Origin of the sequence: Amycolatopsis balhimycina FH 1894 (assembly GCF_000384295.1) — a bacterium.
GTDB classification, from domain to species: domain Bacteria; phylum Actinomycetota; class Actinomycetes; order Mycobacteriales; family Pseudonocardiaceae; genus Amycolatopsis; species Amycolatopsis balhimycina.
Map to the genome: position 1 here is coordinate 726616 of NZ_KB913037.1, position 12323 is coordinate 738938.

At 71.3% G+C, this 12323-nt stretch carries 11 protein-coding genes; 5 read left to right on the forward strand and 6 right to left on the reverse strand.

What is annotated here, in order from left to right; translation table 11 throughout:
• Window positions 1-22: 22 nt before the first annotated feature.
• Both A3CE_RS0102405 and A3CE_RS0102410 read right to left on the reverse strand, forming a co-directional pair.
• Window positions 23-409 (reverse strand): hypothetical protein, encoded by a 387-nt coding sequence (locus tag A3CE_RS0102405; RefSeq protein WP_020638472.1) that lies wholly within the window; start codon window positions 407-409, stop codon window positions 23-25.
• Between the two features lie 56 nt (window positions 410-465).
• Window positions 466-1713 (reverse strand): GDSL-type esterase/lipase family protein, encoded by a 1248-nt coding sequence (locus A3CE_RS0102410; protein ID WP_020638473.1) that lies wholly within the window; start codon window positions 1711-1713, stop codon window positions 466-468.
• A gap of 126 nt (window positions 1714-1839) precedes the next feature.
• On the opposite strand from A3CE_RS0102410, the gene A3CE_RS0102415 reads away from it, so the two are divergent.
• Window positions 1840-2079, forward strand: a complete 240-nt coding sequence (locus A3CE_RS0102415) for a hypothetical protein (RefSeq protein ID WP_084642027.1) — start codon at window positions 1840-1842, stop codon at window positions 2077-2079.
• On the opposite strand, the gene A3CE_RS0102420 is transcribed toward A3CE_RS0102415, so the two are convergent.
• The 3 genes from A3CE_RS0102420 to A3CE_RS0102430 form a co-directional block, all read right to left on the reverse strand.
• Complete coding sequence (locus A3CE_RS0102420; RefSeq protein WP_020638475.1) at window positions 2076-2876, reverse strand: GH25 family lysozyme; 801 nt, start codon at window positions 2874-2876, stop codon at window positions 2076-2078. The genes A3CE_RS0102415 and A3CE_RS0102420 overlap by 4 nt on opposite strands.
• 91 nt (window positions 2877-2967) lie before the next feature.
• Window positions 2968-4407 carry a radical SAM protein gene (locus A3CE_RS0102425; protein ID WP_020638476.1) on the reverse strand — a complete coding sequence of 480 codons (1440 nt, stop codon included), beginning with the start codon at window positions 4405-4407 and terminating at the stop codon, window positions 2968-2970.
• The gene (locus A3CE_RS0102430; RefSeq protein WP_245589412.1) at window positions 4407-6980 is read right to left on the reverse strand and encodes a glycosyltransferase; all 2574 of its coding nucleotides are present in this window, start codon (window positions 6978-6980) and stop codon (window positions 4407-4409) included. Before A3CE_RS0102430 ends, A3CE_RS0102425 begins: the two co-directional genes overlap by 1 nt.
• Window positions 6981-7099: 119 nt before the next feature.
• Between A3CE_RS0102430 and A3CE_RS0102435 the strand changes: the two genes are divergently transcribed.
• The 4 genes from A3CE_RS0102435 to A3CE_RS54655 all read left to right on the forward strand — a co-directional run bounded on the left by A3CE_RS0102435 (window position 7100) and on the right by A3CE_RS54655 (window position 10635).
• Window positions 7100-8200 carry a sensor histidine kinase gene (locus A3CE_RS0102435; protein ID WP_020638478.1) on the forward strand — a complete coding sequence of 367 codons (1101 nt, stop codon included), beginning with the start codon at window positions 7100-7102 and terminating at the stop codon, window positions 8198-8200.
• Window positions 8197-8856: a response regulator gene (locus tag A3CE_RS0102440; protein ID WP_020638479.1), complete on the forward strand. Its 660-nt coding sequence runs from the start codon at window positions 8197-8199 to the stop codon at window positions 8854-8856. The genes A3CE_RS0102435 and A3CE_RS0102440 overlap by 4 nt, the downstream gene beginning before the upstream one ends.
• A gap of 79 nt (window positions 8857-8935) precedes the next feature.
• Window positions 8936-9325, forward strand: coding sequence for a hypothetical protein (locus tag A3CE_RS0102445; protein WP_020638480.1), 390 nt, complete (start codon window positions 8936-8938; stop codon window positions 9323-9325).
• Between the two features lie 2 nt (window positions 9326-9327).
• Entirely contained in the window at window positions 9328-10635 is a 1308-nt protein-coding gene (locus A3CE_RS54655; protein ID WP_084641201.1) for a DJ-1/PfpI family protein, read from the forward strand.
• On the opposite strand, the gene A3CE_RS0102455 is transcribed toward A3CE_RS54655, so the two are convergent.
• Window positions 10617-12185 (reverse strand): alpha-L-arabinofuranosidase B, encoded by a 1569-nt coding sequence (locus A3CE_RS0102455; protein WP_043790630.1) that lies wholly within the window; start codon window positions 12183-12185, stop codon window positions 10617-10619. The two genes, A3CE_RS54655 and A3CE_RS0102455, sit on opposite strands and share 19 nt — an antisense overlap.
• Between the last annotated feature and the right edge of the window lie 138 nt (window positions 12186-12323).

A 12323-nucleotide genomic window follows, 5' to 3' on the forward strand; every position in this document is an offset into this window, starting at 1 on the left:
AACCTCCTTGTCAGGGGCGACCTTACAGCCGTAAGGATGCGCCTGACAAGAGGAAAGCCGCCGTCCACTCGGCCAGCTCCGTCATCCGTGACGCCAGCTCCTCGATCTCCGCCCAGCGGCGGTGCTCCCGTTCCAGGTCCGGCACCAGGAAGTCCTCCACGAGCAGCAGGAGCGTCGCGATCTCGTAGGCGACGTCGGCGAGCTGCAGGAACGGCCGGTACTCGGTTTCGGTGCCTGCCCCGTACCGCGCGGCCCAGTCCCGGGCGCCGTGGCCGGCGGTCCGGCACACGGCCACCACCGTGCGCCGCAGATCGCCGCGACGGGAGCCGGGCTGCCCTTCGGCCGGCGGGACGACGTTCCAGGCGACCGACAGCAGGCAGCACCCGGCGTCGTCCATCGACTCGTTCATCACCCGACGTACTCTGCGGACCGGCGGGCACAGTTCCCCCGTTCCGACTCGCCCGGTCACCCCATCGTGTGGAGAACCGGCCCGGATCGGGCGAGCATCGGCAGCGAGACGAAGTCTGCGAGCGCCTGCTGGCCGGCGGCGTTCGCGTGGATGCCGTCGCCGTTGTCGTACGCCGGCAGGATGCTGTTCGGCTGCAGGGGATCCGCCAGCACCGTGGCGAAATCCACGACGCCGGAACACGTGCCGCCGCAGGTGTTCCAGCGCTGGACGAACAGGGCGATCTCGTGCCGGGCCAGGTTGGCCTGGTCGCCGTACCCCGGCCGTGGCGTGCTCGGCGTGACGTACACCGGGATCCCGGCCGCCCGCAGCCGCGCGAACACCGCGCGGTAGCTGTCGAGGATCGTCGCCGCGTCGCAGTCGTACGCCAGGTCGTTCGTGCCGTAGTAGTAGATGACGGCCGTGACGCCGTGCAGCGCCAGCACGTCCCGGTCCAGCCGGCTCGAAGCGTCCAGGCCCGCGGCCGACGGCGGCATGCCGGGACACGACCGGGCGCTCGTCGTGCCCGAGACGCCGGCGTTGGCGACGGCGAGCTGCGTGGACGAGGCGACCATCCGCCGCGCCAGGTCGTCGGTCCACCGCCGGTTCGCGCCGAGCTGGGTGCAGCCCGGGCCGCAGTTGGTGCTGCCGATGCCGTCGACGACCGAGCTGCCGAACGGCACGACCGTGCCCCGCAACGCGGTGTTGTGCACGTCGACGGCGCTGACGACGTACGTCGAGCCGACCGTCGACGTGAAAGCCCCGCCCGCGACGTCGGCGGTGTGGTCCTCCGAACCCGGCGGGGTGAGGTAGTTGTCGCGCAGCGCGGCGCCGTGCCGGCCGGGCACGGCGGTGCCCTCGACCGACATGCTGACCGCGAGGTCGGAATCCGGGCCCGTCGCGAGTCTCGTCTCGTCGCTCCAGACCTCGCCGCCCACCGGGATCGTGACGGCGAGGCGCCCGCCGAAGGTCAGGTCGCGCACCTCCGTGACCGCGGCGCCGCCCGCGCTCGGCCCGGCGGTCGCGTGCCCGATGGCCAGCGGCCCGGTGCCGAACGTGTTCTGGAACCGGACGCGCACGGCGTCGCCGCCCTGGCTGAGGTGGGTGATCATCCGCAGCGACCGGCCGGTGACCGCGGTGTCGGCCCGGCCGTCCTGCGACTGCGCCCACGACGTGAACCAGGCCCGCGGGGCCCCTGCGGCGCCCGGAGCGGAGACGACGACGGCCGCGGCGAAAGAAACCGCAGCGAGAACGGCGATCCTGCGCACGGTGCCTCCTCGGTCCACAGAGGACAAACCACGAAGACCTCGACCGATCGTAAGCACCCGGTCACGGAGGCGACAAGGTTTTGTCCGATCTTGTCAGCGGCGGCGCTTTTCGGTTCGATGGCGAGCATGACCGAACCCCGCATCTTCGGCGATCCTTACGAAACCCCGGACGGGACGACGGTGATCCCGGTCCACCGGCCGGTCGGGGTGTTCGCGGTCCGTGACGGCCAGGCCAAGTGGGAACCGGCGGTGGACGCCACCCGCGTCGCCCTGCTGGCGGTGGGCATCGGGCTGGTCGCCGCGACCCTCGCCGGCCTCGCCATGGTGCACCGGCCGCCGTGGCCCGACCTGCGGCTACGGCTTTAGCGGGGGCCCTTCGCCAAGGCCTGGACGCGGCCGAGCGGGCCGTTGTAGTAGTTCTGGTCCCCCGGCAGGCCGCCGTCGCGCGCGAACTGCCAGATGGCCTGTTTCGCCCAGCCCGCCGGCAGCTCGCCGATCGCCGGGGCGTACCGGGCCAGCCACAGCGGGTTCGTGTTCCCGAACCGGCCGGTGTTGCCCGTGCAGCGCTTCCACCACGCCGTGCTCGTGTAGATCAGCGCGCTGCGCTTGACCTTCGCCAGGTACGTGCGCGTGAAATCCGCGATCCAGGCCGTCATGTCGGCCGGGCTCTTGCCGTAACAGACTTCGCCGTACGGGTTGTACTCGATGTCCAGCGCGCCCGGCAGCGTCGTCCCGTCGGAGCGCCAGCCGCCGCCGTGGGCGAGGAAGTACTCCGCCTGCTGCGCGCCGCCCGAGACGTCCGGGCGGGCGAAGTGGTAGGCGCCGCGGATCATGCCCGCCGCGTGCGCGCCGTCGTACTGCGGACCGAACCGGGGGTTGACGAATCCCGTGCCCTCGGTCGCCTTGACGTAGGTGAACTTCGCGCCGGCGCCGGCCGCGGCGGGCCAGTCGACGACGCCCTGGTGACCGCTGACGTCGTGCCCGAGCGTCTGCCCCGCCGGGTCGGCGCGGACGCTCCCCTGCACGCCTTCGTGCGCCGCGATCTGCGTGCCCGCGTAGTTCGCGGCCGCCAGCGAGTAGTCCGCGGGCGCCGCTTCGGCCGGGGTGGCGAGGACCACCGTCACGACAGCGCCGGCGAGCAGTCCGGCGACGGTTCGGCTCATCCGGGCTCCGATCTCGGTACGGGACGTCCGAGCCCATGCTGCCCGCCCCGGTCGCTCCTCGCGAGACAGCCGTCACCCGATGTAGTGATCTTCAGAGTTCCGTGGTGATGATCGCCTCCACCAGCGTCTCCCCCGGCGGCGTCAGCTCGACCACGCCGTCGTCCGGCCGCACCCGCACGAGGCCTCGCGAAGCCAGCGAACGGAACTTGCCCAGCCACGGTTCCTTGAACAGCGAACGCCCGGGGAACCGCGCGGTGTGCAGGGAATCCCGCAGCGGCTGCAACGTCGTCAGCGCCATCTTGACGGCCCGGGCCTCCTGCGCCTCGGCCGTGAACCGCGTCGCCGACCCCAGCGGGATCCAGCCGGACAGCACGGTTTCGGTGTAGCGGCGGGAGTTCACGTCGGTGATCGCCTCGGACGCGCGGCAGCTCGAACTGCCGCCCAGCCCGATCGCCACCTCGGGTTCCTGCTTGTCCTGGTCGACCATGATGGACTTCCACTTCTCGGGTCCGAGGCCGTCGCGCGCGAAGTACATCGTCGGGTGCTCGGTGTAGCCCGCCGCGCGCAGGCCCTCGGTGAGCAGTTCCCGCATCTGGTACTGCTCACCGAGCGCAGGCCAGCGGTGGCCGTCGCGCACCAGCTTGTCCCGGTACGCGGGCAACTGCCACGCCGCGGGCTTCTCACCGGTCACGCCGGTGCGGGTGTCGCTGTAGGAGGCCAGGTGCAGCTTCGTGCACACCACCGCGGTCACCTCGTTCTCCAGCACGACGTCGAGGTCGCGCCGGACGCTGTCGAGGGTCTGGTCGAGCAGGCCGTACATCAGGTCGATGCTGACCCACTCGAACCCCGCCGCGGTCGCGTTGCGGACGAAGTCGACGCACATCGACGCCGTGTGCTCGCGGCCGCACAGCTCGAGCACGTGGTCGTCGAACGACTGGACGCCGCTGGACAGCTTGGTGCAGCCCAGTTCCCGCAATAGTTCGAGCTTGGCCGGGGTGAACGTGCTCGGGTCGCCTTCGAAGCGGATCGTCGTGTCGGCGGTGAACCCGAAGTTCGACCGGTAGAACTCCAGCAGGCGGCGGATCTCCGGCTCCGGCAGCAGCGACGGCGTGCCGCCGAAGACGTTGAACTCCCCGACCTCGGCGCCGCGCAGGTGGGGCACGGCGTCGAGCCACAGCCGCGCCTCGGCGATGTTGAGATCGACCCAGTGCGCCGCCTTCTCGATCTTGCCCTTGACCAGCACCACCGGGTACTGGCAGAACCGGCAGCGGTAGGCGCAGGTCGGGATGTAGGACCACAGGTGGATCGGCCCCGAGGACAGAGCCAGCTGCGCGTCCAGGTCGCGCAGGAACTCCGGCGGTGAGCCGGGGACGTTGCCCGGGAACACGTGCGCCCCGAACGGGTCCTCCTGCACGAAGTCGAGGAGGTGCCGGTTCTCGGGCGCTTCGAGGACGTCGAGCACGGCGGGCCGCGGCCACGCGGGATCGATCGCGTGCAGCGAGCCGACTGCCTCTTCGTAGCCCAGGGTCATCAGAACACGCCTCCATTGCCGAAGTAGTTGTGGGCTTCCCCCGACTCGCGGTCCTCGCAGTAGTAGCGGACGAACTCCGCGAACCGCTCGGCCGGAACCGCCGCCAGGCACGGCGGCAGCGGCGGCGGGTGGCCGATGTCTTCGCCGACGTGCCGCCGCAGGCACGCGAACAGTTCGTCGGCGAACTCGAAGTACAGCCGGTACGACGGCGTCTTGTAGCTGTGGATCGGCGTGAAGTCGGCGACGCGCATCTCGTCGCGGATCTCGGCGATCCGCCGGGCGAGCCGCGCGGCCAGGCCGGCGCCGAAGAACGCGATGACGGCGTCGTCCTCCAGCAGGGCCGGGGTCAGCAGCACCGGCAGGATGGTGTTCTTCGGGGTGAAGTCCTTGATCGAGAACTCCCACGCCTGCCGGGCTTCCGCTTCGGTGAGGTCGAGGCCGGCCGGCACCGAGGGCGCCGACGGCCGGATGTCGCGCATGACGATGATGCCGTCCGAGCCGTAGGCCCGGCCGGTGATGACCTCGTCGATGGCGTGGTCGACGCGCCGCGGGTTGATCTCGACCCGCGAGCGCGGCGCGTAGGTGATCGCGTCGCCGCCGCCGGCGACCTTGATCCCGAAGTCCCAGTCGTCGGAGAGGTGGTTGACGAACTTGCCGTCCTGCAGCTGGTAGAAGATCTCGATGCCGCCGGCGCGCTCGTAGGCGTCGCGCTCGACGGCGAAGCCCTTGCCGTCGGGGAAACCGCCGAAGAGGGCGAAGGTGACAGCACGGCAGCGCAGCGTCCGCTGGATCGCGTCCCAGAGCCGTGGCCGCCCGGTGAAGTGCCCGGCGTCGTAGTAGTAGTCGCAGACGCCGATCGCGGCCTTGCTCGACTCCATCGCGGCGGACAGTTCGCTCAGCCAGTGCGCGTCGACGCGGCAGTCCGCGTCGGCCGACACGAGGTAGAACCGATCGCCCGGGTCGCTGTCGGGCCGGTTCCTGCTGCGCGCCGCGGCGAAGTCCATCCCGGCCCGCCGGGCGCACGAAACGCCCTGTTCCGGCTCGTGGATCACGTGCAGGGCCAGGTCGGGGTGCGCGGCCGCGAAGGCGTGCGCGATGGCCACGGTGTCATCGGTGGAGTTGTTGTCGACGAGCACGACCTCGTACAGATTCTTGTCCAAGGCGCGCTGGTCGTGCAGGGTCCGCAGCACCTCCGGGAGGTTCGCGGCCTCGTTGTACACCGGCAACACGACGCTCAGCCGCGTACCCGCCCCCATCGGCGGCGGGTACAGCCGGTCGACCAGGTCGTCGACGACCCGCGTACCGAACCGCGCCTGCCCGAGTTCCGAGTTCGCCCGCACCACTTCCGCCCGCTTCCCTTCGTCGGTGATCAGCTCGGCGACTTCGCGGGCGAACGCCTCGTCCGGCAGGTCGCGGGCCCGGATGTCCAGCACGGGAGCCCGAAAGCTGCCGTAGACGACGTCGTACAGCTCGTACCCGCTGGTCACGTACGGCGTCCCGGACGCGATCGCCTCGCTGACCGGGTTGCCGTAGCTCTCGTAGTCGTAGGAGGTCAGGAACGACACGACCGTCGCGTGCGCGAGGAGGTCGCGCACGGAGTACCGGCCGGGCAGGGCCGTGTCGTACGGGGTCAGCCAGCCACCGAACACGACGCGGTCGCGCACGCCGAGCCGCGTCGCCAGGCCGGCGAGCCGGGCGTGCTCGGCCGGCGCTTCGCCGACGTCGCCGGCGACGAACAGCCACACTCCCGGCAGCAGGGACAGGAGGTGGAGGTCCCGGTCGAGGCGCTTCTGCGGGATGATCCGCGTGATCCGGGCCAGCAGCGGGACGTCCTCGGGAATGCCGTGGTCACGCCGGAAAGCCGCGTTGCGCTCGTCGATCCGGGCCGGGGCGATCGTGAAACTGTTGGGCAGGACGTCGATGTTCGGCAGGCCCGGCACCCACTCCAGGGTCCGCGCCAGAGCCTGTTCGTGCAGCGCGAAGTAGTGGATGTGCGGGGAGTTCCGCGGCGCGGGGACGCCCGTGTACGGGAACCGGCCGTACTTGGCGATCCCGGGTTCGCTCTGCCACATCAGGTCGTGGTCGCGCCAGAACACGAACCGGCCGAGCCGGTGCCGGGCGCCGTAGCGGCCGATCGCCCGGTACAGCGCTTCGGTGTAGGCCACGTTTTCCGGCAGGGTCCCGTTTTCCACCATCACCATGGTCACGCCGAGGCGTTCCCAGGTGGCCACGATCCGCGTCGCCAGCTCACCGGCGACGCGGTCGATCTCCGGGCGCAGCGTGTCGTCTCCGGCCTGGACCATCCGGGTGAGCACCCGGTCGACGAACTCGCGGTCGTACCCACGGATGTCCTCGACGCCCTCGACGCGGTCGAGGGTGACCCACCCGGGCAGCAGCTGCGCCTCGTCGCGGTAGGGCCGGAAGAAGGCGCCCTTGTCGGCCTTGATGTCGTATCCGAGATCGAGGTGGACGCGGTGCCCGCGAGCGGCGAAGCGCCGCGCCGTCTTGAGGAACTCCACCACGACCCCGGACAGCGGGGTGGCGTCGAAGGACACGCCCCAGAGCACTGACATCGATGTCAAACCCCCGTATCGGCTTCGCCGGCCCTCCCAGACTAAGCGCCGGGGCTTCGAACGGCCGCGTGAACGCTTTCGTGGTTGACCGCGGACCCCGGACGCCCCACAGTGACCGCATGAACCGGGCGCTCGGGGTGCTGACCGGCGGCGCCTTCCTGTCGATCGTGTTCGGGGTCCTCGGCTCCGGGAAACCCGTGCCCGGCCTCGTGCTCGGCGCGGTGTTCGCCGTGCTCGGCACGCTCGGCTTCGCCTGGGTCCGCGACCGCCCCGGTCCGTTGTGGGCCGCCGGCTACGCCGTGGTCCAGCTGCCGCTGGCGTTCGTGATCTTCACGATCGACGCCGGTGTCGGGGCGACGCTGTTCCTCGTCGTCCTGGTCAGCCAGTGCGTGCTGCTGCGGCTGCCCCGGCCGGCGATCGCGCTGGTCATCGCGGTCGTGCCGCTCGTGCACCTCGGGATGTCGCTCGGCGACGGGCTGCGGGAAGGCATCGGCACGCTCATGTCGGTGCTGTTCGCGGCCATCATCACCGAACTGCTGCTGCGCGAACAACGCTCGCGCGGCGAACTCGCCGAGGCGCACGAGAAGCTGCGGGACTTCGCCGCGCAGGCGGAACGGCTGGCGACGGCGCAGGAACGCAACCGCGTCGCCCGGGACATCCACGACGGGCTCGGGCATTCGCTCACCGTCGTCCAGATGCAGGTGAAGGCCGCGCGAGCGGTCCTGCCGACCGATCCCGCCAAGGCCGACGAAGTCCTGTCCAAGGCGCAGGAACAGGCCGAGAACGCGCTGGCCGAGGTACGCCGCTCGGTGCGGGCGCTGCGCGAACCGCGGTCGACGCCGTTGCCGGAAGCACTCCGGGCGCTCGTCGAAGAGACGGCCGCGACGGGTGTCCCGGCGCAGCTGTCGGTTTCCGGCACCGAACGTCCCCTCCCGGGCGAACAGCGCGAAGCGCTCTACCGGGCGGCGCAGGAAGGCCTGACGAACATCCGCAAGCACGCCGCCGCCGGGCGCGCGGACGTCGAACTGGACTACGCCGAGTCGACGGTCCGGGTCTCGGTCCGCGACGACGGCGTGGGCGCGGGAGTGGGCACCGACGGCACCACCACCGGCTACGGCCTGCTCGGACTGCGCGAACGCGCCGAACACCTCGGCGGCGAAGTCGCCTTCACCTCCACCCCCGGCCACGGCAGTGCCCTGAGCATGGAGATCCCCGGATGACGCCGGTCCGCGTCCTGCTGGTCGACGACCAGGCCCTCTTCCGCGAAGCCCTGGCCACTCTGCTCGCCACCCACGACGACATCGACGTCGTCGGCGAAGCGGGCAACGGCGACGAAGCCCTGAGCCGGGCGGCCGAGCTCGCTCCCGACGTCGTCCTGATGGACCTGCGCATGCCCGTGCTCGACGGTGTCGCCGCGACGCGGCGGCTTCGCGCCGAACACCCGGAGACGCGGGTGATCGCGCTGACCACCTTCGACGACGACGAGGACGTCTTCGCCGCCCTGCGCGCGGGCGCGGTCGGGTACCTGCTCAAGGACGTCTCGTCCGCGCGGCTGGTCGAGGCGGTGCTGGCCGCCGCGCGCGGGGAGTCGGTGCTGCAGCCGTCCGTCGCCGCGAAGGTCGTCGCGCGGTTCGCCCAGCTGCCCGACACGCCGGAGTCTCGCCCGCAGCCGCTGGTGGTGCCGTTGTCCGACCGGGAGCTGGAGGTCCTGCGCCTGCTCGCCGGCGGGCGCAGCAACCGCGAAATCGCCGCGACGCTGTTCCTCGCCGAAGGCACGGTCAAGAACCACGTGACGAACGTGCTGGGCAAGCTCGGCGCCCGCGACCGCACCCAGGCCGCGCTGCGGGCCCGGGACCTCGGCCTGCTCCGGCCATGACCCCGGTCGTGACTTCCGGCACCTGGCAGCACGGCTCGGAGCGGCGATTCTGGTCCAGGAGCAGATCCTGGAGGGAACCATGACCACCACCGAAACCACCCGGACCACCACCCGCAAGCTCGCCCGGTTCACCGGCCACTACGCCGAGATGGTCGCCGCCATGATCATCGGCATGGTGGCGCTCGGCCCGCTGTGGCCGTCCGCCTGGCTGGAGCGAGCCGACGTCGGCGCGCTGGTGATGGCCACCGACATGACCGTCGCGATGGTGCTCGCCATGGCACTGCGCCGCCACGCGTGGCCGCGGATCGCCGAAATGGCCGCGGCGATGTACCTGCCGTTCGTGGCGCTGCTCGTGCCGTACTGGCTCGGCGCGCTCTCCGGCACCGCCCTGATGGTCGCCGGGCACGTGCTCATGTTCCCGCTGATGCTCGCCGCCATGGTGTGGCGCCGCGCCGAGTACTGGCACTGATCATGCGTACCGTCCTGAAGTGGTTCGCCCTGGTCCTCGTCGTGCTCGCGGTCCCCGCCGTGGGCGCCACCCTCTCCGCGTTCGCGGCGGTCGGCGCCCTCTACTCCCCCGGCCCGCAGCGGCCCGTCCCCGCTCCGGCGGCGGCTCCCCACGACCCGGCCAAGCCGACCGCGGTGGTCGTCGTGGGCGACCGGGGTGCCGTCGTCTCGGACGTCCTCGCGCCGTACGAGGTCCTCGCCGCGAGCGGCCGGTTCAACGTCTACACGGCCGCGCCGCACCGCGAGCCGAAGCCGCTGACCGGCGGCCTCGACCTGGTGCCGGACTTCAGTTTCGACGACCTCGCCGCCCGGCTCGGCCCGGAACCGCCGGACCTCGTCGTCGTCCCGGCGCTCCCGGACCTCGGCGAGCCGAGTACCGAGCCGGTCAAGGCGTGGCTGCGCGCGCAGGCCGCCCGCGGCGCGAAGCTGCTGGGCGTCTGCAACGGCGGCGGCGTGCTCGCCTCCGCCGGCCTGCTCGACGGACGTCCTGCCACCGCGCACTGGCTGAAGCTCGAGACGTTCGCGGACGACTACCCCGCCGTGCACTGGGCGCGGGGACAGCGGTTCGTCGACGACGGCGACGTCGTCACCACCGCCGGGATCCTCTCCGGCATCGACGGCACCCTGCACTGGGTCGAGCGGCTGGCCGGCCGCGACGTGGCGGCCGGCGTCGCGAAGGCGATCGGCTGGCGGCACTACGGCACCGCGGTGCCGGTGACGCCGCCGGCCGGGATGCCGGACGCGGCCGCGATCGTCAACGCCGGCTTCCGCTGGCACCCGGACGAGGTCGGCGTGCTGCTCACGAACGGCGTCGGCGAGATCGAGCTGGGCTCGGTCTTCGACACCCAGGGCCAGTCCCTGTCCTCACGCACGCTCGCCGTGAGCGCCGACGGCGGCCCGGTCCGGTCGCGGCACGGGCTGGCTTTCGTGCCCCGCGCGAGCCTGGCCGCCGCACCGGACCTCGACCGGCTGCTGGTACCGGGCGCGACGCGCGGAGTCACGTCACCGCCCGGCGTGCCTGCCCCGGAGTACGTCCACGACCGGCCCGGCTTCGCCTACGACACCGCGGTGAGCGGGCTCGCGCGCAGCACCGACGTCGCCACCGCCCGGTGGACGGCGAAGGTGCTGGAACTGCCCGCCGGCGGCATCGTGTTCGAAGGCCGGGCCTGGCCGTGGCTGCCCACGGCGCTGCCGATCGCCCTGATCCTGCTCGGGGCGGCGGCAGTCGCCGTGGTGATCCGGCTCAGGAGGCGTCACGGCGCCCAGGGCTGACCGGCGACCCAGCTGGTGTCGTCGTTGTAGGACGTCGCGCTGTCCCAGGCGTTCGTGCCGCTCGTGTCGGCGATGTAGACGCTGAAGTTGAAGTGCCGCAGGTACTTCGCGGGGTAGTTGTAGGACCGGAACGACGTGCCCTGCCCGTTCTTCCCGGCGACCGGGCAGAACGTCGCGTCGGCGCGGAAGGCCGCGCTGCCGTCCATCGGCTGCCGCTGCACCTTGAAGTTGAAGTGGCGCAGGAAGTCCCCGGGGTAGTTGCGGGATTCGAACGACACGCAGGAGGCGTCGGCGAGTCCCTTCCGGACGATCCAGGTGGCGTCGCTCTTGTCCAAAGCGGAGCTTCCGGAGGAGACGGGCGAGAGCACCGCGCTGTCGTTCTGGTGCCGGAGGTAGTCACCGGTGCAGCACGCGGTGGTCGCGCGCACCGAGATCTCCGAACCCGGCGTCAGCGACCCGGTCGTCCCCGTCGGGCCGCCGTAGCCGACCGACACGACGTTCGCCTGGACCGCGTTGTCCGCCGCGTCGGTCGGCAGCCCCGCGGTCATCACGCCTTCGAAGAACGACCCGATCGAGCCGTTGCTGTTGTCGCCGCCGGTGCCCAGGACGATCGCGCCCTCCTGGTGCATCGGCGCGTACCCGGATCCCGTCGTGGGTTCCGGACCGGAGTACGTCGTCCTGAGCGAGCCGGACTGCGCGTTGCCGTCCTTGAGCGCGAAGAAGTTCTGGCCGTTGTTCTTCAGCAAAGCCGTGACGAACGGGAACTTCGTCCCGGTGTTCGCGGTGTTCTGGCTGCCGCCGGCGCTCGACTGGAACAGGCCGTTCTCGAGGTCGGCCTGCACCCACGGGCCCGTGCCGTTGCAGGGCTGGAACCAGCACTCGGTGCCGAAGTTGAGCGCGTCCATGTGGCCGTTGCCGGTGTCCAGGTTGTTCGTCTCGGCGTTGCCGTAGTCGAAGCAGCAGCGATCGTTGACGTGGGTCCCGGAGGTGATCATGTACATGCCCTCGGGCTGGCCGTTGACGGCGACGCCGGACGTCGTGTTGTCGCGGTACCCCATCCGGCCGGAGAAGGACGCGCCGTAGACCTGGTGGCCGCCCGCCGTCACGGGCAGAGCGTCCGCGGGCACGCCGGTGTCCTGGCCACCCGCGCCGCCGGGACCTTCGATCGTCAGGTCGTTGTGCCGCGGCGACTGGTCGTAGATCTCGGTGATGATGCAGGTCGTGCCGGCGCAGAAGGAGTCTTGGGCGGCCGCGTTCGCGTAGCCGCCGGCGGCCAGCAGGCCGATGGTGGTGCGCGCGCTGTCGGAAGCGCGCTGGACCTGGTACAGCGGGCCGTTGTAGGCGGCGTAGAGGGCACGTGTCGTGCTGTGCGCGGCGACGCACGGCGTCCCCGCGGCCCCGTAGATGTCGCACGGCAGCGACGTCGCGGCCGAAGCCGTCGACGCGGTCGTGAGGCTCGCGAGCACCAGCGCCGCCGCCGCGGCCAGCAGGAGCACGATCCTCGGTCGAGTGTTAGCGCTAACATTTCGGGAGTCTCGTCGTTGAGACATGAAAGCCTCCGTGGGGAGCGCGGCGATGTGAGCGATACCAGCGAGCACTATCCATTCCGGACCGTGATTCGTCAACGCTCACATCGGGACGCAAAACGGACGAGCGGCACACCTAAAACGATTTATGAAACTCGTCGT